Below are 18,993 nucleotides of genomic sequence, written 5' to 3'. Positions count from 1 at the left end.
CCCTGGCCGGGCTGCTGGAGCCGTTGTCCTCGCCCAAGGCGCTGCGCTTCCTCACCCCCGAACAGGGTGAAGGGTTCGACGTGGAAACGTTCCTTGCCGGCCCGAACACCCTGCACCTGGTCACCGACGGGGAAGACTCCCCGGTGGCCCCGCTCGTGACCATGTTCGCCGACCACATCTTCCGCAAGGCCCAGAAGATCTCCCAGGGCCGTGCCGGTGGCCGGCTCTGGCCGGTGTTCACCATGGTCCTGGACGAAGCGCCGAACGTGGCCGCGTTCCCGAAGATGGCAGCGGCGCTTTCAGACTCCGGCGGCCGCGGGATCCGGATCGTCGGCTTCAGCCAGTCCTTCGCACAGAACCGGGCGCGCTGGGGCGTCGAAGGCGCCAAGGCCATCCGCGGCACCTCCTCGATCCGGATGTTCCTTCCCGGCCTGGAAGAAATCGACGAGCTCGAATCCATTGCCAAAGCGGCCGGCCCCACCACGAAGACCCGTACGTCCACGTCCAGGGGCCGCACGGGCACGTCCACGACCATCAGCGAGGAAGAGCGTCCGGTGATCCTGGCCCACCAGATCCAACAGCTCGACAGGGGCCAGGGGTTCATGCATTACTCCAACCTCCGGCCCGCCGTCGTTGACCTGATCCCGTACTGGGACCGGCCCGACGGTGAGCAGATCGCCCAGGACCGCAAGGCCGTCGAGCGGATGACCGGAAGGATCAGCGCGTGAGTCAGGACCCGTACGACGGCGCTCCGCTGCCAGATGACGAACCGGCACCGGGAGAGACTGCACCGGAAGAGACGACACCGCCGTTTGACGACGAAGGCCCGGGCTCAGGGCCGGGAACCCCGCCGGACCATGTTCCTGCGGAGGACGGTCCGGCGGGCGTCGACGCTGACGGGGTGCTCCCGTCCCCGGAAGAACTGCTCCTGGAGCACGACGGGCGGATCGGCGTTCTCCGTACGGACGTCAACGAACTCGCCGGGGTTGTGGCGGACCTGCTGGCGAACCCGCCCAAGGGCAAGCCGGCCCCGTGGAACTGGAAGCACCTCAACGGTTCCGCCGCGGCGAAACTCCTGACCGAGCTGCGCGAATGGGTGGACTGGTACAACGACCGGTACGGCGTCGCGGCCGATTCAAGGATCCCCGGCTGCTGGTACCGGCACGGGTCCGTCGTGGAAGAACTCACCGGCGTCTGGGTCGCCTGGCGTGCCGCCTACTACGGCCACACGACTCCGTTGGATGCCCCGGCGTACTGGCACGAGCGGATCCTCTGGCCCACCTTCGACCGGATCACCAAAAGGCAATGGGGGATGGTGAACTGCATCAACGGCCACAAAAACCCCCGCCCCCAGCAGACACCCTCCACCGACAACGGATTCGACGAATTCCTCAACGCACTCGGACAGGAAGAGTAAAAGGAACCATCATGAACACCACCCAGGTGGCTGACCACGGAAAAAGCAATGTCGGTACCGGGTACTCGGTCGGTACAGGGTACTAGGGTGCCGGTCACGGCGGGATGACGAAACCAAGCGGCTTATTGGGGGCCAGGATGAACATGAACAACAGCTCCGGAACATCGGCGGCGGTGAAACGCGGGCGCCGCGGCGTCGACTGGACGGTACTGGTGCAGCTGGTGGCCATGGTACCCTCCCTGCTGGTGGGTCTGGGAATCGTCGTCGTGGTGATTTCCCTGGTCCTGGGATATGTCCCCACCAAGCCGGCGTGGACGCAGTGGGCGCCGTTCGGGGCCGCTGCGCTGTGGTTCCTCCTCGGGTTCGTGTGGTTCGCGCCGTTCCTGCAGTCCTTTCTCGCCCAGTCCTTCTTTCTGTTCAGGCCGCCGGTCCTCGCCGAGCTGCGCCACCTGGAGTACTCCTGGCATGAGGTCCTGATGCGGGCCGGAATCGGCGACCGGGCAAAGTTCCGGCTTTGGATCCAGGACACGGACGATCTGAACGCCAGCGCCGCGGGCGGAAGCATCGTCTCGGTCACCCGGGGCGCGTTGCGATACAGCGGGGATCATCTGGGCGCGGTCCTCGCCCATGAGCTCGGTCACCACCTGAACGGGCACACCTACCCGAGCCTGTTGGCCTGGTGGTTCAGCCGGCCCCTGTACTGGATTCGGCGCCTGGCCCGGCTGGTGCTGCGCATCGCACTGGCCATTCTGCGGTTCATTTCCTACCTCAATGCCCTGGTTGCCCTCGTCGGGTACCTCTGCATCGGCAGCGTGTATCTGTTCGTGTTGATCAGCATCGGACGCGGCATCCTCTGGGCGTGGGAGACGTCCTGGCCCGCCGTCGCGCTCCTGGCCCTGGCCTGGATCCTGGCCCCGGTGATGAACCGTCAGGCCGAGTACCGGGCCGACCGGACCGCTGTCCAACTGGGCTATGGTCCCGCGTTGGTCGACGTCTTGCGGGACTGGCAGTACCTCGGCTTCGACGACCACCGCCCCCGCGGCCTGCGTGCCCTGTACCTGGCCTCGCACCCTCCACTGCATGCCCGGATCCGGAAGATCGAAAAGCGACTCGCCCGCACCTTGTAGCACTGCCACGACACGCGCCGTGGCAGACCCGCCGTGACCACCGAAACTCTCACCGCCGGACAGATAGACAACCCAAACCAACACTGAAGGAGAACAACTGTGTAGTCACTTCCGAGTACAAATATCGACCTTTTTAGGTTGATCAATCTCCAAATCAGCCGATGAGAGTGCATGAAGATGCTGCAAGGTCTGCGCTGTTGAGCCTGGCGCCGCTGGCCTCGGGATGGGCGGCATTGGGGTCAACCTACTGGCAATTGAGAATCAACTCTCAATTGTGCCACAGGCTGTGGCACAATTTGAGATCGATAGGGTGGAGTCATGAATTTCTCTTCAGAGATCGACCTGCCGGCAGACTACGCGGAGCTGTTGGATTCGCTGAAGAGCCGTGTCCGTGGCGCCAGGGTCCAAGCACAGCGGACCGTCAACACGCTGGTCATTGAACTCTACTGGTCACTTGGAAAGGACATCCTGGCCCGCCAGGACCAGCATGGGTGGGGGAGCGGGGTCATTAATCAGCTCGCTGCGGACCTGCGTCTGGCCTTTCCGGATATGAAAGGGCTCTCTGCGCGCAACCTGCAATACATGACCGCGATGGTGCGGGCCTGGGGCGGGCAAGCAAATGTGCCACAGCTTGTGGCACATTTGCCGTGGGGCCATATCAGGACGATTTTGGACAAGTCCGGAACGGCCGAGGAGCGCGACTGGTACGCCGGCGCCGCCGTCCAGTACGGCTGGTCCCGGAACGTGCTGCTGAACATGATGATGAGCCGTTCGATGGAACGCAACGGCGCGGCACCATCGAACTTCACCAGCCAGCTCGCCGCACCGGATTCCGAACTGGCACAGCAAATGGCAAAGGACCCGTACAACTTTGAGTTCCTGGGCCTGTCCGGTGAAGTCGCCGAACGCGAGCTCGAAAATGCCCTGACCAGCAGAATCACCGAAACCCTCCGGGAGCTCGGCCCAGGCTTTTCCTTCGTCGGCCGGCAAGTGCATTTCGACGTCGACGGTGACGACTACTATGTCGATTGTTCCGATTCTCGGATTATTCCGAGGACGGTTGGTGTGGCCGCCTGAAGGGCGCGTGACCTGGGGAAGGGCTGCGCCGGTTCCCGCGGTTGTCGGGATAACGCCTCAGTCGGTGAGTCCGCATAGTCGCTGGATGATGTCCTCGTGGTTGTGCCAGATGGGCACGGCTGGCGGACTGGTGCTGATTCCGCTGGTGGCTTTGGCGAGGGCTTGACGTTTCATTTCAGTGTCGGCGTGTGCGTAGATGAGCGTGGTCTCGGGGTCAGCGTGACCGAGCCATTCGGTGAGCAGCGCCAGCGGCATGCCTGCTTGGTAAAGCTGCATGGCGCGGGAGTGGCGCAGCATGTGCGGGTGGACCTTCTCGGGGATTTCGGGGCAGCTTTCACGGGCCTTGGCGGCGTGCTGACGGAGGAACCTGGCAACGTTGTCGTCGGACATGGACGTCTTGCGGTGCCTGTGGATCGTGTAGAACAGCGGCTGTCCAGGGTCGAAGTCGGCGTGGAAGGCCGCGGTGTAGCGGCGACAGTGGGCGGCGGTCTCGGTGTTGATGGGCAGACGGCGGGGTTTGGATCCTTTCCCGATCAGGTCGACGGTGAGCCGTTTGGTGTCAATGTCGCCGAGGGTCAGGGCGAGCATCTCGGCGTCGCGGGCGGCCAGGTCATACATGAGGATCATGAAGAACTGGTCCCGAAGGCCGGTCTTGGTGCTGGCGTCGGGGGACGCCAGGAGAGCGGTGATAGCGGTGGTCGTCATGTAGCGAACGGTCGGTGTGGCCGGGGTCTTCAGTTGGGGGATGCCGTTGAGGTCGGCAAGGTGCATGGCCAGTGTCGGCTCAGCGGTGGCGGCGTATCTGAAGAAGGAGCGGATGCAGGCCAGTCGCTGGTTGTAGGTCGTCGCCGTCCAGCCGCGCGTCGTCCTCATGTGGTCGAGGAAACCGATGACGCAGGCACGGTCGAGGATCGTGAAGGTGATCTGGCTGAGTGGAACCTGACGGGTATCGGCGAGGTGGGCCAGGAGCATGTTCCAGGTGTGACGACAGGAGGTGATGGTGCGGGGGCTGGCGCCGCGTTGTCGGGGCAGGAACACGGTGAACCACTCGCGCAGGTGCCGGTAGAAACTGTCGGTTGGCGTGGTCATGGCGTCACCTCCGGGATGATTCCTGCCGTGCCGGTCAGCCCGGTTGCGGACAGACGCTCGGGCAGCAGATGTATGTAGTAGGCGGTTGCGGAGTAGGTCTCGTGGCCCATGTAGGCCGACAGATACGGCAGCCACACGTTGAGGTCGCGGCCTTCCTCAACCCAGCGCGTCAGGGTGCGGGTGGCATAGTTGTGCCGCAGCGTGTAGGGCGTGGAGCCGGGTGCTAAGTCTCCAGCCATGGCGCGGCAACGGTGGTAGGAGGCTGTCAGCCAGCGGCCCGGGTAGGGCTGTCCGGGGTGGTCCTCGAAGAAGAACTCCCGGCCGGGGCGGCGCAGGTTCGCCAGATCGTCGAAGCGGGCAAGCAGGGCGGCCATGCCGGCGTCGATCGGGACGCGGCGGTCCTTGTTGTACTTGGTCTGTTCGATCATCACGATCGCCTTGTCGAGATCGACGTTGCGGCGGTGCAGCCGCCGGGCTTCCTGCGGCCGTAACCCACAGCCCAGCATCAGCCGGAACACCACAGGGATGGTGTACTCGCGAAACGGGCTGGCCGAGCAGGCAGTGATCGAGTCGGCTGCCGAGAAAAAGTTGGTTAGCTCCTCGTCGGTGAAGATGTGGGGCAGGCTCCTTGCGTGGTGGCTGATCCACTCGGCAGGCAGCACGAACGCCTCAACGTCGACTATCTTCAGGTACTTGCCGAACTCGCGGATCGCGTGGGCCTTGTAGGCAGGCCATTCGGTCCGTGTGCCTTCCTCGCACCAGGCCGTCACCAGCTCCCGCGACAGAATCGTCTCGCCGGGCCGACGGGTCACACAGAACCGGTCGAAGCTCTTCATCGGATAGACCAAGGTCTTCGCGTAGCCCAGACCGACTCGCCATTCGAGCATCGCCTCGATGTGCGCCGCGAAGTTGCTGCTGAATGCCGCGCTCATCGCAGGCCCTCCATGGTTGGAACGAAGCGGTCCAGAGGCAGACAGCACTCCCGCAGCGACTCATCTGCCAGGGCAATGTAGCGCCTCGAGGAGGCGAGCTGGCCGTGGCCAAGTACCTGTGCGGCCAGCTCCAGCTCGGCACCGGACTCGACCAGACGAGTGCCCGTCGTGCGCCGCAGGGCGTGGAAGGTCTTGCCGTCGTGGGCCTGGTGGGACACTCCGGCTTTGTGGAGCCACCGATTCATGATCAGCGCCCCGGTCGGGCCGCTCAGCTTCACGAACGGGGCGTAGACACGGACGAAGACCTCAGGCGTCTCGCACACTGGTCTGCCATGCAGGAGCCAGTCGGCTATCGCGTTGCCAGCTTCTGCCGACAGCGGCAGTGTCAGCGGTGCTGACGTCTTGTGCTGGACCAAGTGGATCTCATCCCGACGCCAGTCGATCTGGTTAAGCCGTAGCGAGACGATGTCGCCGCAGCGCAGCCCGGTAGACAACGCCAACCGGACCATCGCGTAGTCCCTTTTCCCGCGCGGGGAGCCAGTCTCGATCACGGCGAGGATCCGGCCGGTCTCCTCGGGCGTGAAACAGGGCAGCGCCCGTGCCCGACGCGGCCCGACCCTTGCCAGCATGGCCTGGACCTTCAGCTCCGAGCTGCCCTGCTGGTTGGCGAACCCGAAGAACCGCTTGATGGCCCACACGGTGTTGCCCATGCCCGATGTGTGACGGGGCCCGACCGCGACGAGGAAGCCACGGACATCATCAAGCGTCGCCGCTCCGAGAGTGCGGCCGGCGCTGTCCAGGTAGCGCAGGAACTGGCGCGCCTCGCAGACCGCCAGGCGTGCCGAGCTCGACGCCAGCTCGCCGCGCAGCGACTCGGCGAAGGCAATGAGGACCGACTCCCCAGTCGTGCTCAGGCCGGACGCCGGTCTGCGCCGCCGCCAGACAACGACCCCGGTCTCCTGAAACTGCAGCATCATCCTGGCTGTCTTCTCCAGCGCCGACCGCATCGCAGGACCGATCTCCCCACGGCGCTCCCGCTCGTCGATGGCCGCCAGGAACGCCTCCACGGCCTGTTCTGTCAGCCGATCGATCCCTCGGCCGTCGCAGAACCTAATCACAGCGTGACAGCAGCTTCGGTAGTACCTGACCGACTCATCCGCTAAGCCGATACTCGCGGTTTCCGCCAGCACGCCCTCAGCAAGCGTTGATAACCCCTTCTCCATGACCCGGACCTCCATCGGACGGTCGCGGCCACTCCGAATGGGCCGCGATCCCACCACGATGCACAGGAAACCCCTTCGATGGACAGGAAACGCCCGGGACCAAGTCGCCCGCGCTTAGCCTCGAAGCAGGACAGGATTATTCCGACCCACACGGGAGACTGTCGAGGTCAAGGGCCTGCCCTCGCAGCAATCCGAATAATCCGAGAATCGGAACAATCCGTGAAGAACTCGTCGCTGCTGATGGTGAGCCTTACCTGCCGGCCCACGAACGCGAAGCCTTGGCCAAGTTCCAAGAGGAACTTCTCAACGTGCCGGATCAACTGGTTTTCAAGGTCGCGCTCGTCCCGCTTGCCACTCATGGCGACGAAATCGAAGACATAGGGGTCTTTGAACGACTGTTGGGCAAGATCAGAGTCCGACGGCGGCATGGTCGCCTTGAAGTTGGTGATCGCCTTGCCGGAGCGTTCGTGAAGCCGGGTTTCGATCTGGACTGCCAAGACGCTTCGCGACCAGCCTTCCGCCAGGGCCTGGTCGGCGTACCAGACCCTGTCAGCTTGGTCCGCCAGTTTGTCGAGCAGGATGACGTTGTGGCCCCACGGCAATGTTGCAACAGACTGTTGCAACATTGGGAAGTCCGGCCAAGCCTCTGCAAAAGACTTCATGTACCGGAGGTTTCGTGGTGAGAAGCCCTTCGCCTCAGGGAAGGCCGACCGGATGTCTGCCGAGAGCCGCGTGACCACTTTGCTGCCCCACCCCTCCGCGGACTCCCGCTCGGCCAGTTGCTTACCAATGGCCCAGTAGGAAAGGAGCATCTCCCGGTTGGCGGCTGAGACTGCCCTGGACCTGCCGGAATGGATCTGACGTGACACCGAAGCCAGCAGCTCCGGGTACCAAGCAGGCATGACGGATTTCGCGGGCGTTGATTCAAACGAAGCTGGTGCGGACATACCGGGGCGGATCCTTTTCTCGGCAATCATTTCAAGGTGAACCTATCGGCGGGCACTGACACTTTCTCCAGGACATTGGCCCAGGACAGGAGCCCGGGGGATGGGCCCGGGGGATGGGCCAAGAGCTCCAGACGGCCCCGTTACCCTGGGTGGTCAGCCGGGCTGCCATCTGCCGGCGCATCCAGTCATAGGCGTCCTCATGAAACGGATCGACCAATGAGTTGTGCGGAACATGGACGCCAGTCGACAGGAGGGCCTCAAGCACTTCCCTCGGCTGAATCGTGTGGAGCAGGAGCCGCTCAGCAGAGATGTCGTAGCCGATCCGGCCGCGCGGGACGGCAGCGGCGGGCCGGGCTTTTCTGATAGGAAAGATCAACACGCAGGCATCTTCAGTGCGGGCACCGACATTTCCGGCCGGCTACCAGGCAGCCAGCCACAAAGTAAAAGCCGACGCCCCCAACCAAGTCAGAACAGCACAGACCGGGGGGCCGGCGGCGTCTGGGGTAGAGAGCCCCGAGCCCCGGGCTCCAGGGGCCCTCCCGCCGTCGGCCCCGTCTTTTCCGGACCCGTCAGGGCCGGTAGCTGTCGAAGTGCCGAATCTGTTCCTACATATATTCAACCGTCTTTTCCTACGATCTGAAACGAGTGGCGTGTACTCGTTTTAGGTCCGGAACCTCGGCAATACCACCCTCACCAGCTATGGCCACCGCTGCCGTTTTGGAAAGGGAATCCGGTCCAAGTCGTTCGCCGCGAGCACCGGAATTCCTCCCGACCGCGCGCGGGCTTGCTCCGCGAGCAGGCCGACGTCGGTATAGCGCGACGAGAAGTGGGTGAGGATGAGCATGCCAGCGTGGGCGGTGGCAGCCAATGCGCCCGATTGGCCCGCCGTCAGGTGACGGTATTGGGCGGCGAGCTCGCCGTCGTCGTCGCTGAAAGTGGACTCCGCGACGAGAAGATCGACGCCCTCGGCGAGTTCCTCAGCACCGGCGCATGGCGCCGTGTCCATGACGAAAGCAAAGCTCTGCCCGGGCCTCGGCACGCTCACATCCTCCAAGCGCACCCCGCCCAGTTTCCCGTCCTGCTGGAGGAGGCTGATGTCCGGACCGGCAATCCCGGCCGCCGCCAGCCGGTCCGGAAGAAGGCTGCGACCGTCGCGTTCTGCAACCCTGTAGCCGTAAGTCTCGATCCGGTGCAAGAGCGGGCGTACCTCCAGTCCCGGGGCGACGGCTCCTGCGCCGCCATGCGGATGCAGGCGAAGGTCGGCGCCGGGGGAGGCCACGGCAACGAGCGCACGGATCATGTCCTCGCCGGATGCGGGATAGTGCAAGTGGACCGGATGAGGAACCCGGTCTAGGGCCATGCGGGAAAGCACCCCTGGAAGCCCCAGGCAGTGGTCGCCGTGGACATGGGTGATGCAGATACGGGTGATCTGGCGGGCCGAGACACCCGCCTGGATCATTTGGCGCTGGGTGCCTTCTCCAGGGTCGAAGAGCAGGCCCTCCCCGTCCCAGTGGAGCACATATCCGTTGTGGTTGCGGGTCCGGGTGGGGACCTGGGAAGCGGTGCCGAGGACCACGAATTCGCGCATGGATCCGAGTCTCTCACTGCCGGGCTGCTTTCCCCATCGTTTGCTGCCCTTGCCGGTCGCCAGCCTTGGGAGGAAGATATGCGGCAGACCCAGGAGGCCTTCCATGATCCAGCTCGGGAAATTTGAAAAGTACTTGGTCGAGGAATTCTTCGACGATTACCGCTCGGGAGACATGTCGCAGCGGGCATTCGTCCGTCGGCTCGCATTCATCACCGGGAGCATGGCTGCCGCGTCCTCGACGATGCTGCAGCTCGGATGCACTCCGGAGGAGGTCCCGCGAAGCGGTGATCCCATGCCAGCACCGGACGCATCGTCCGTCCGGCCGGTTACCACGGCGATGGCCGGGGCCGTGCCTGGAGCGAAGAGCCCTCTTTCCGTTCCCGAGGGCGCGCCCGGATTGGAGGCGGCCATGGTCCGGTTCCCGGCAGGCGAAACCGAAATCAGCGCCTACCTTGCGCGGCCCGACACGGCCGGCGCTGGGCCGGCGGTGCTGGTTTGCCACGAGAACCGTGGACTGACACCGCATATCCAGGACATAGCGCGGCGTTTCGCGCACGCCGGATACGTTGCCTTGGCCCCGGATCTCCTCAGCAGGGAAGGAGGCACATCGAGCCTGGATCCCGACGCCGTACCCGGAGCCCTGACCCGGGCCGGAGCTGAACGCCACGTCTCCGACTTCTCGGCGGGTTTCGACTATCTCCGGTCGCTGGATGACGTTGACGGAGAGCGGATCGCGATGAACGGCTATTGTTTTGGCGGCGGCATCACCTGGCAATGCGCGACGGAAATACCGAGGCTGAAAGCCACTGCCGCCTTCTATGGACCCGCCCCCGATCTCGATAAAGTCCCATCCATCAAACCTGCCGTCTTTGGCGTCTATGCCGAACTCGACCAGCGCATCACCGGCGCGATGCCTGCCCTTCGGGATGCCCTGGCTGCCACCGATGTGCGCCACAAGCTCACTGTCTATCCCGGCGTCGACCATGCATTCCACAACGACACCAGCGAGCGGTACAACGAAGCGCAAGCGACCGCTGCGTGGCGGGACATGCTGGCCTGGTTTGGCGAGTACGTCTGAACGCACGCTATTGCGGAAGAATGTTTCGCATGAGTGACGCTGGCGAGTTCATCGATGAGGCTTTACGCCGTGAAAGCTCCTGGATCCGCGCGGAAGACATGCAGAGCCGGCTCGGAGGAGGCCACCGTTATTACGGCTCCTCCGTGGGTGCCGTCCGCGGGACAGTCCGCGACGCCCTCCGCAAGTACCCGGCACTCGAGCACGACGAAGTCACCGCCTTGAGCTCGGAATTGTGGGAGGTTCCCGTCTTCGAACGAAGGCTCGCGGCAATCGTCCTGTTGCAGTCAAACGTCCAGCTCCTGATCAATACCGATCTGACCAGGCTTGAGGGTTTTATCCGCGAAGGAAGGCTCCGCGAATTGGTCGATCCGCTGGCGGTCGACGTGATCGGGCCGTTGATCGCCGGGCTGGAAGGGCAGCTAAGGTCGCGCGCTGACGGCGTGCTGGACCGGTGGGCGCAGGAACCAGACGAATGGCTTCGCCGCGCCGCCCTGATGTCGCCATGGAGGGCACTCCGTGCCGGCGGAGGCGATTGGGACGCGTTCCTACGGCACGCCGCCGTAGCGCTCGACGCCGTTCGCGATACGGGCGGTGACGCTGCGGTGGTCCGGGACGCGGTCTCCACTGTTCTGGACGGGATTGCCAAGCGCCGGCCCGATCTGCGGTTTACCGCGGTGAGCTCCGGGGGGAATTCCGCTTAGCTTCTCGGGAAACTGGTGTTGTAGCGGTACATGAATGCTGCCATGGCATCCCGCGCGACGGCGGTGACCGGCCGATACGTCCTGGTGCTGTTCGACTCTGTCCACCCGGTGGAGATTCCCGTGGTCGAGAGCCAGTTGATTTCCTTGTAGAACGGAGTCTGTGGTGTCACGTCAGTGAACGGTGAGGCGGCCGGGGCCGCGTAGGCCGGGCTGCCTGCGAGCCGATACATGAAGGCCGCCATGGCATCCCGGTTCACGGGCTGCAGCGGGCGGTACGTCCTGATGCCGTTTCCTTCGTCCCAGCCGGTAGAGATGCCCTGCGTCGAGAGCCACGTGATTTCCTTGTAGAACGGGGTTTGCGTCGTCATGTCGGCGAACGGAGAAACGGCCGGGGGCGAGAAGGCCGGGCTGCCCGCCAGCCGGTACATGAAGGCCGCCATCGCGTCGCGGTTCACGGGATCCAGGGGGTGGTAGGTCCTGGTCCCGTTTGCTTCGACCCAGCCGGTCGAAATGCCTTGGGTTGCGAGCCACGTGATTTCGGTGATGTACGTGTAGTTGCTGGGGACATCCGTGAAGGGGCTCGACGCCGGTGGCGGTGGCGGTGGTGGCGGGGTGGTGGACTGCCCCAACGCCTGGGCGACGGTCCGGACCGATGTGGTCCCGTTGGCAGTCCGTGCGGCCAACCAGGTGACGAACGTGTCAAAGAGCGTTGGGCTGATGGTCAGGGTCGGATCAGTGCCCACTGCGATGTGGTGGAAAGTCAGTTCCAGCCACCCTCCGGTGCTTTCGGCGTTAGTGACCAGGTCCTCCAGATTCTGCAGGGTCCAGGTGCTGTCGACTTCGTCCGGGGCCTTGGTGACCAGGGGGTTTGCCGGAGGAAGGGTCTCAGCGAACGGGCAGCTTGGGCAGCTCGCGGGTGAACGGATGTCGCCGAGCCCGCGGCCGCTGGCAAATCCACAGTTCTTCACATCAGATTGAACGGACGCGTTCTCGGCGGCAAAAGGATAGGCGAAGTTGTTCACCTGGAATCCCCAGCTTTCGAGCGTCGACTTGCCGTTGCAGATCTCGGCGCTGGCGGCTGCCGAGGTGAGCGTGGTGAGATCCGGGTGGGTAACCGTGTGGCCCCCGATCTCGTTACCGTCGCCCGCGATGGTATGCAGGTCGGTCTGCGTGAGGTACCCCGGGGTGCCGATCCAGCTGGTGGTGATGAAGAAGGTTCCCACCAGGCCGTGGGCTTTCAACACCTGCTCGGCGGCAAGCTGGTTGCCGTTGCCGTCGTCGAAGGTCAAACTCACGATGGTCTGGGCTGCCGCCCGGGCGGGAGCGGCGACTCCGGTGAGGGCTCCCGCCGTGAGCAGGAGGGCGCCCAGGACGGCCACGATCCGCTTGTACTTTTCGGGGTTGCCTATCCGGCGAATTCCGGCCGCTCGCGGGCCGTGCTTCCTGAAACGCTGATCCAAGCTGCGCATGGCTCCTCCACGAGACGAGGGCCCCCAGGTGGCGTATGAATGTAGGGTACGCCTTCGCTCGCGCAGGTTGAACACGAAAACAATCAAAATCCGAATTCACAGCTTGCTCCAAGGTTCCGGGGAGTGGGGCCGGGCAGGCACGGCCGCGTCGGCCGGCCGTCTCAAGCCTGTTCCCACGACGGCCCAACACTCGTACTCTGAATGCTGGGAGGTGGTTCCTGTGGAAGCAGCCCAGGGAGATCGGATCATCATTCATGGCAGGACGGTCGGGGCATCGGACCGGCATGGCGAGATTATCGAAGTCCGCGGAGCAAATGGTGCGCCGCCGTACTTCGTGCGTTTCGACGACGGCCACGAGACCATCCTTTATCCAGGTGGTGATTTCACGATCGATCGCACAGGCGGCAGGTCCTAACCGAGAAACGGCCGTCTTCCGCCTTGAGCTAAGGTAGGACTTAGCTGCTGAAGAGACCGGGGGGCGCGCGTGGACCAGATCCTCGACCTGCCCTTTGAGGTGGCACTTGCGGCGCTGTTCGCTGGGGTGATGGTCCGGGTCAACGCGACATACTGGATCGGCCGCGGCGCAGCGGCGGGAATGGAACGCACGCGTTTCGCACGCGCTCTGCATCGCCCCAAAGCAAGCAAAGCGCAGGCGTTGATACAGCGCTTCGGCCCCTACGCCGTCGTACTGACCTTCCTCACCATCGGACTCCAAACGGCCGTCAACTTTGCTGCGGGGGCTGCGAGAATGCCACTCAGCCGGTATCTCCCTGCGGCGATAGTGGGCTCCGGCATCTGGGCCTTCGTCTACGCGACTATTGGTCTCGCGGCGATCGATGCTTGGCTCGCTGTCCTAGCGGCCTCCCCGCTGGCAGCTGTTCTCCTGGTTCTCTCGCTCGCCGGACTTGCAGCCGGCCTGGTCATGTGGCGCCGACGTCGGACGGCCGTGGCGCCAGAAGATACAGTGGTCTGAGTTCCATTACCGGACCGGCGAAAGGGCAGGCGTTGAGTATTGAGCTTCCGGACCTTGCGGAAGGCGGTTTCTACTACGAATCGCTCGGGAACGGGCGGTTCCGCTCGACCATCCACGCCCAGGGCGCGTGGAATCCGCATGAGCAGCACATGGCGCCCGCATCGGGCATCATGGCCGATGCCCTGCTCCGACACGAGCCGCGCGACGACGTCCGGATGGCCCGCCTCAGCTACGAAATCCTGGGGTTGATCCCGGGCGGCGAATTCGACATCACTACGACGACGCTCCGCCCCGGCAGGACAATTGAACTGATCCAGGCGGAACTCTCGGCGGCTGGACGCGTGGCTATCCGGGCCACCGCCTGGCGCATGGCCACCAGCGACACGAGTGCGGTGGCCGCGATAGAGGACGTCGCCATGCCGGCCCCGGACGAATGCAAGCCGTGGGACGGGGCGAGCGTGTGGCCGGGTGGCTACATCCGGTCCCTGGAGATGCGGATAGCGGAAGGGCACCGGGCCGGTTCGGGCAAAGTCTGGATCCGCACAGAGCATCCGCTCACCGATGCTGCGGACAGCCGCGATCTCGCGAGGCTCGTTGGACTCGTTGACACAGCCAACGGCATCGCCGCCCGCGTTTCGCCCGGTAAGAACAGCTATATCTTCCCCAACCTTGACCTGCAGATCCACATGTACCGTGAACCCGCAGGGGAATGGCTGGGACTGGACAACATGGTCTCCTTTGGCAATGACGGCATCGGCCTGACGTCCACGGTGCTTCACGACATCAGCGGCCCCTTCGGCCGTGCCGAGCAGATCCTGACGCTGAGGAAGAGCTGATGGTGGAGGACGCCGCCCGGCCATTGCGCACGCTGACGGTGGTGCGCCAGGAAGAATCACTCGGCGTCGCTGATGACCTTGACTTCGGAATCGAGCTCCTCAACCGTGCCCGCAGGGGGCTGCTGGGACCAACACTGAGGTTGTACCGGCCCCGCCCTACCGTGGCGTTCGGGCAACGCGACGCCAAGCTGCCGGGATTCCAGGCCGCGTCCGAGGCTTGCCGGGACCTGGGCTTCGAACCCTTGATCCGCAAGGCGGGTGGCCGGGCAGCGGCCTACCACCGGGGCACCTTGGTGATCGACCATGTGGAGCCGCACGCCGACGCGATTGCCGGGGCGAAGTCCCGTTTCTCCTTCTTTGGCGAGCTCCTCGCGGGTGCGCTCCGCCGCGTCGGCGTGCAGGCCGCCGTCGGCGAGATCCCCGGCGAATACTGCCCGGGTGAGTTCAGCGTCCACGGCCTGGACCCGGATTTTCCAACCCACCAGATCAAGCTGGTCGGCACCGCCCAGAGGGTGGTCTCCGGGGGATGGCTGTTCAGCTCGGTGATCGTCGTCGAGAATTCGGCGCCCATCCGCGAAGTCCTCACGGCCAGCTATGAAGCCCTTGGCCTCGAGTGGGACCCCGCCACAGCCGGCGCCGCCAACGACCTCTTGCCCCAGCTGGACGTACCCACGGTGGAAGACGCCGTCGTCGCGGCTTACTCGGAATACGCCCGGCTCGTCGACGGCGATTTCCAGGACCTGCTTCCTGTGACGAGCACCAGCACGCCGTTGTAGGCCACAAAGGCCGGGACTACGCTTGAACAATGGACAAGAAACCGTCCGTCGTCCATGATTCCGATGCGGACCTCACCGTCGGTCCGCCGAAGCGGTCCGCCGCGGGATTGCCGAGCCTGGTGGACTCCTTGCCCCGTGCGTTGAGCGACATGGGGCCGTCCCGTGCCTGGAAGTCCTTGCTGGCCATGAACCAGAAGGATGGCTTCGACTGCATGAGCTGCGCGTGGCCGGATCCTCCGGAGCGGAAGGTGGCCGAGTTCTGTGAGAACGGCGCGAAGGCCGTCGGGTGGGAGGCCGATCCGCTCAAAGTTCCGTCCACTTTCTGGGACGAGAACGACGTCGACTCCCTCGCCGAACGTTCAGAGTACTGGCTGGGACAGCAGGGCAGGCTCGTGGAACCCGTCTACAAACCCGCAGGGGCGAGCCACTACCGGCCCATCAGTTGGGACAATGCGTTCCGGATTATTGCCCGCGAACTAAACGACCTGGAATCGCCCGACGAGGCAACCTTCTATACGAGCGGACGGACGAGCAACGAAGCCGCGTTCGTCTACCAGCTCTTCGTCCGGGCGTTCGGGACCAACAACCTCCCCGATTGCTCGAATATGTGCCACGAGTCCACCGGGCTGGCCCTCGGGGAGACGCTCGGCGTGGGCAAGTCTGCCGTAACGTACACGGACTTTGCCAAGGCGGATTTGATCATCATCATGGGCCAGAACCCGGGGACCTGCCATCCCCGGATGCTCACCGCATTGGAAGAGGCAAAGCTTGCCGGCGCCAGCATCGTGGCGGTGAACCCGCTGCCGGAAGCCGGACTCATCAACTTCAAGAACCCGCAACGTCCCCGTGGACTGGTAGGCAAAGGAACGGATTTGGCAGACCAGTTCCTGCAGATACGCCTCGCAGGAGACATGGCGTTGCTCCAAGCAGTGTCCAAGCGGGTGCTGGACGCGGAGAAGGCGGCGCCGGGGGCCGTCCTGGATCACGCGTTCATCGAGAAGCACTGCCAAGGACTCGAAGAGTTCCGAGCCCATATCGACCATCTGGACGAGCAGGAGGTCCTCGCCGCGACGGGCCTGAGGACGGAGGAAATCGACGAGCTTGCCTCCCGCTACCTGCGTGCCGAGAAGGTCATCATCACGTGGGCCATGGGCCTGACCCAGCACAAGAAGGCCGTGATGACCATCAAGGAGATCGTCAACCTGCTCCTGCTCCGCGGGAACATCGGCAAACCCGGCGCAGGTCCGTCGCCGATCCGTGGACACAGCAACGTCCAGGGGGACCGGACCATGGGCATTTGGGAGAAGATGCCGGAACCGTTCCTCAACGCCCTGCAGCAGGAATTCGGCTTTGACCCGCCCCGGCACCCGGGCCTGGATTCCGTGGACAGCATCCGCGGCATGCGGGACGGCCGGATCAAGGTGCTCGTCGCGCTCGGTGGAAACCTCGTGCATGCCATGTCCGACACCACAGCGGCCGAGTCAGCAGTCCGCAAGACCCGGTTGTCCGTCCAGATTTCCACGAAGCTCAACCGCTCCCACGCCGTAGTGGGGGAACAAGCGATGATCCTGCCGACCATGGGCCGCACGGAAATAGACCGTCAGGCCAGCGGCGAGCAGTTCGTCACCGTCGAAGACACGGTCTGCGCGGTTCACCGTTCGGCGGGAAGGCTGGAGCCGATTTCGGACAAAGTCTTGTCCGAGGTGGCGATCGTGTGCCGCATGGCCGGCACGGTACTCGGCGATAAGGTCCCGGTTGATTGGCACGGCTTCGAGGCGGACTACGACACCGTGCGCGAACACATTTCCCATGTGGTGCCGGGCTTTGAGAACTTCAACCAGAAGGCCCGGAGCCGTGACGGTTTCGTCCTGGCCCACGGCCCGCGGGACGAGAGGAAGTTTCCCACCGCCACCGGGAAAGCAATGTTCACGGTCAACGACCTTGAGACCATCCATCTCCCCGAGGGGCGTTTGCTGCTCCAGACAGTGCGCTCCCACGATCAGTTCAACACAACCACCTACAGCATGAACGACCGCTACCGGGGCGTGAAGAAGGGCCGCATGGTGCTTTTCGCCCATCGTGACGACCTGGCTGATCTGGGCCTTGCCGATGGTGGCTATGTGGACGTGCACAGTGAAGCCGACGACGGCGTGGACAGGGTACTGCGGCAGTTGCGGCTCATCGCGTACCCGACGGCGCGCGGTTGCGTGACTGCCTACTACCCGGAAGCGAACGTCCTGGTACCGCTGGATTCGACCGCCGAAGGCAGCAACACTCCCGCGTCCAAGTCCGTCGTGGTGCGCCTGGAACCGGCTGCGCCACCCGGATGACTCCCTAATCGGGATTAAGGCGGCAAGGCGGGGTTCAGGCGGCGAGGCGCGCTTCGACCTCGGCTGCGGATGGGTTGGTGGCCGCGGTACCGTCCGGGAAAAGGACCGTGGGGACGGTCTGGTTGCCGCCGTTCAGCTTCTCCACGAGTTCGGCCGTGCCCTCAACCTCTTCGATGTTGATCTCGTTGTAGCCGATGCCCTTGGCGTCCAGCTGCTTCTTGAGACGGTTGCAATAACCGCACCAAGTGGTCGAGAACATAGTGATGGTGCCGGATTCGGGAGTGAAGTCCACGGATTCTCCTGTCGTTGTTGTGACGAACTACTCGCGTCAACGGTAACCCGGCAGGCGGTATTCCTTCGTGCGCATGTGTCACATGACACTCAAGGGAGCGGATGGAATAAGCATTCTGCCGCGAAATGTGACTTTTGGCCCTGCAAGACAGCTCGGTTCGCCGTCAGGCTTCAAGAACCAGAGGTTCCCCTTCCGGCAGGAGTACGCCATGGACCAGGAAGCATTCACGGGCAAGATCGTTGTTGGTGTTGACGGATCTCGCGCTTCAATTGAGGCCCTCAAGAAGGCCCGAAACATAGCGGTGCCGTTGGGGGCGCAGGTCGTTGCCATGGCGTGCTGGTCGTTCCCGCAGGTCTACGGAGGATATGTAGCCATGGGCGTCGAGGATTACGAGAAGGAGGCCCAGGGAATACTTGAGGAATCGCTGTCACGGGCGTTTGGCCCGGTTGTCCCTGAAGACGTTACGTCGCGCCTCCTCTGCGGTCCACCCCGGGACTTGCTCATCGACGCCAGCAGGGATGCCGACATGGTTGTTGTTGGCCGGCGGGGCCATGGAGGATTCGCCGGGCTGTTGCTCGGCTCGGTCAGCTCTGCCTGCGTGGCCCACGCCCACTGCCCCGTCCTGGTTGTCCGTGCCCCCGAGGAGGGTTGAACCCGGGATGATCCTAGAGCGACTCTTCGACAGCCACGCCTGACTGGAACTCGCGGCCGTCGGCTTCACTGAAGGCCGTCATCACATGCCCCTTGCCAAGGCCGTTGATCGCCGAGAGGGGGAAATGGCCCGTAATGGTGTTCCCCGAGTGCTCAACACCCTTGAGGTCGTAGTTCTCCTCGGCGCTGAGGTCGTGGTTAAACGAGAAGAAGGCAATCGCCTCCCCGTTCATGAACTCGATGCCCAGTCTTCGTTGAGAGGAATAGTCCGGAGTCGCCGCGACCAGCCCTACGACAAAGGCGCCGGAACCCGGGATGTTGCCCTCGATCTCGAACTTCGCCACGAGCGTGGCTTCCGTGGCGGTAATGCTGGCCTGCTTCAGAAGTGCCTCATGGATGCTCATGGCTCAATCCTGCTCTGTGCGACCTCCGCCGTCCACCCCTGATTCGGCTTTTGTCAGAGCGTGGCGGCCGGCCGGATCTGATC

The 18,993-nt window shown here is 64.1% G+C and carries 20 protein-coding genes; 12 read left to right on the top strand and 8 right to left on the bottom strand.

Annotated features, from left to right (window positions below; all coding sequences use genetic code 11):
* The 4 genes from QRN45_RS18395 to QRN45_RS18380 form a co-directional block, all read left to right on the top strand.
* Positions 1 to 728 (top strand): type IV secretory system conjugative DNA transfer family protein (locus QRN45_RS18395; RefSeq protein ID WP_284764236.1); only part of this gene is annotated, 728 nt, incomplete at its 5' end.
* Complete coding sequence (locus QRN45_RS18390; RefSeq protein WP_284764235.1) at positions 725 to 1,417, top strand: hypothetical protein; 693 nt, start codon at positions 725 to 727, stop codon at positions 1,415 to 1,417. The genes QRN45_RS18395 and QRN45_RS18390, both read left to right, overlap by 4 nt.
* A gap of 143 nt (positions 1,418 to 1,560) precedes the next feature.
* Positions 1,561 to 2,544 carry a M48 family metalloprotease gene (locus QRN45_RS18385; RefSeq protein ID WP_284764234.1) on the top strand — a complete coding sequence of 328 codons (984 nt, stop codon included), beginning with the start codon at positions 1,561 to 1,563 and terminating at the stop codon, positions 2,542 to 2,544.
* Between the two features lie 318 nt (positions 2,545 to 2,862).
* Positions 2,863 to 3,621, top strand: a complete 759-nt coding sequence (locus QRN45_RS18380; RefSeq protein ID WP_284764233.1) for a PDDEXK nuclease domain-containing protein — start codon at positions 2,863 to 2,865, stop codon at positions 3,619 to 3,621.
* Positions 3,622 to 3,678: 57 nt separating this feature from the next.
* On the opposite strand, the gene QRN45_RS18375 is transcribed toward QRN45_RS18380, so the two are convergent.
* The 5 genes from QRN45_RS18375 to QRN45_RS18355 form a co-directional block, all read right to left on the bottom strand.
* On the bottom strand, positions 3,679 to 4,710 hold the full coding sequence (locus QRN45_RS18375; RefSeq protein WP_234749275.1) for a tyrosine-type recombinase/integrase: 1,032 nt from the start codon (positions 4,708 to 4,710) through the stop codon (positions 3,679 to 3,681).
* Positions 4,707 to 5,642, bottom strand: coding sequence for a tyrosine-type recombinase/integrase (locus QRN45_RS18370; protein WP_284764232.1), 936 nt, complete (start codon positions 5,640 to 5,642; stop codon positions 4,707 to 4,709). Before QRN45_RS18370 ends, QRN45_RS18375 begins: the two co-directional genes overlap by 4 nt.
* Positions 5,639 to 6,760, bottom strand: coding sequence for a tyrosine-type recombinase/integrase (locus QRN45_RS18365; protein ID WP_284764231.1), 1,122 nt, complete (start codon positions 6,758 to 6,760; stop codon positions 5,639 to 5,641). Before QRN45_RS18365 ends, QRN45_RS18370 begins: the two co-directional genes overlap by 4 nt.
* 272 nt (positions 6,761 to 7,032) lie before the next feature.
* Entirely contained in the window at positions 7,033 to 7,812 is a 780-nt protein-coding gene (locus QRN45_RS18360) for a PDDEXK nuclease domain-containing protein (protein ID WP_284764230.1), read from the bottom strand.
* 697 nt (positions 7,813 to 8,509) lie between these two features.
* Positions 8,510 to 9,400, bottom strand: a complete 891-nt coding sequence (locus QRN45_RS18355) for a ribonuclease Z (RefSeq protein ID WP_241707822.1) — start codon at positions 9,398 to 9,400, stop codon at positions 8,510 to 8,512.
* 103 nt (positions 9,401 to 9,503) lie between these two features.
* Between QRN45_RS18355 and QRN45_RS18350 the strand changes: the two genes are divergently transcribed.
* Both QRN45_RS18350 and QRN45_RS18345 read left to right on the top strand, forming a co-directional pair.
* Positions 9,504 to 10,478 carry a dienelactone hydrolase family protein gene (locus tag QRN45_RS18350; RefSeq protein ID WP_241707821.1) on the top strand — a complete coding sequence of 325 codons (975 nt, stop codon included), beginning with the start codon at positions 9,504 to 9,506 and terminating at the stop codon, positions 10,476 to 10,478.
* Between the two features lie 29 nt (positions 10,479 to 10,507).
* Positions 10,508 to 11,179 carry a DNA alkylation repair protein gene (locus QRN45_RS18345; protein WP_241707820.1) on the top strand — a complete coding sequence of 224 codons (672 nt, stop codon included), beginning with the start codon at positions 10,508 to 10,510 and terminating at the stop codon, positions 11,177 to 11,179.
* Here the strand turns inward: QRN45_RS18345 and QRN45_RS20960 are convergent.
* Positions 11,176 to 12,648, bottom strand: a complete 1,473-nt coding sequence (locus QRN45_RS20960; RefSeq protein WP_308196774.1) for a polysaccharide deacetylase family protein — start codon at positions 12,646 to 12,648, stop codon at positions 11,176 to 11,178. The two genes, QRN45_RS18345 and QRN45_RS20960, sit on opposite strands and share 4 nt — an antisense overlap.
* A gap of 220 nt (positions 12,649 to 12,868) precedes the next feature.
* Between QRN45_RS20960 and QRN45_RS18330 the strand changes: the two genes are divergently transcribed.
* From QRN45_RS18330 to QRN45_RS18310, 5 genes are all read left to right on the top strand, one after another.
* Entirely contained in the window at positions 12,869 to 13,063 is a 195-nt protein-coding gene (locus QRN45_RS18330) for a DUF1918 domain-containing protein (RefSeq protein WP_241707819.1), read from the top strand.
* Positions 13,064 to 13,132: 69 nt separating this feature from the next.
* Complete coding sequence (locus QRN45_RS18325) at positions 13,133 to 13,621, top strand: DedA family protein (RefSeq protein WP_241707818.1); 489 nt, start codon at positions 13,133 to 13,135, stop codon at positions 13,619 to 13,621.
* Between the two features lie 32 nt (positions 13,622 to 13,653).
* On the top strand, positions 13,654 to 14,457 hold the full coding sequence (locus QRN45_RS18320; RefSeq protein ID WP_241707817.1) for a thioesterase family protein: 804 nt from the start codon (positions 13,654 to 13,656) through the stop codon (positions 14,455 to 14,457).
* On the top strand, positions 14,457 to 15,233 hold the full coding sequence (locus QRN45_RS18315) for a lipoate--protein ligase family protein (protein ID WP_241707816.1): 777 nt from the start codon (positions 14,457 to 14,459) through the stop codon (positions 15,231 to 15,233). Before QRN45_RS18320 ends, QRN45_RS18315 begins: the two co-directional genes overlap by 1 nt.
* A gap of 29 nt (positions 15,234 to 15,262) precedes the next feature.
* The gene (locus QRN45_RS18310) at positions 15,263 to 17,563 is read left to right on the top strand and encodes an FdhF/YdeP family oxidoreductase (protein WP_241707815.1); all 2,301 of its coding nucleotides are present in this window, start codon (positions 15,263 to 15,265) and stop codon (positions 17,561 to 17,563) included.
* Positions 17,564 to 17,597: 34 nt separating this feature from the next.
* Here QRN45_RS18310 and QRN45_RS18305 read toward each other — a convergent pair whose 3' ends face one another.
* Positions 17,598 to 17,855 carry a mycoredoxin gene (locus QRN45_RS18305; RefSeq protein ID WP_059389319.1) on the bottom strand — a complete coding sequence of 86 codons (258 nt, stop codon included), beginning with the start codon at positions 17,853 to 17,855 and terminating at the stop codon, positions 17,598 to 17,600.
* 208 nt (positions 17,856 to 18,063) lie between these two features.
* On the opposite strand from QRN45_RS18305, the gene QRN45_RS18300 reads away from it, so the two are divergent.
* Positions 18,064 to 18,507: a universal stress protein gene (locus QRN45_RS18300; RefSeq protein ID WP_241707814.1), complete on the top strand. Its 444-nt coding sequence runs from the start codon at positions 18,064 to 18,066 to the stop codon at positions 18,505 to 18,507.
* 13 nt (positions 18,508 to 18,520) lie between these two features.
* Here QRN45_RS18300 and QRN45_RS18295 read toward each other — a convergent pair whose 3' ends face one another.
* Entirely contained in the window at positions 18,521 to 18,910 is a 390-nt protein-coding gene (locus QRN45_RS18295; RefSeq protein WP_078108751.1) for a hypothetical protein, read from the bottom strand.
* Positions 18,911 to 18,993 lie beyond the last annotated feature (83 nt).

The sequence above is a fragment of the Arthrobacter sp. efr-133-R2A-63 genome, assembly GCF_030209795.1.
GTDB classification, from domain to species: Bacteria; Actinomycetota; Actinomycetes; order Actinomycetales; family Micrococcaceae; genus Arthrobacter; species Arthrobacter bambusae_A.
This window is presented reverse-complemented; position numbering and strand designations above follow the sequence as displayed.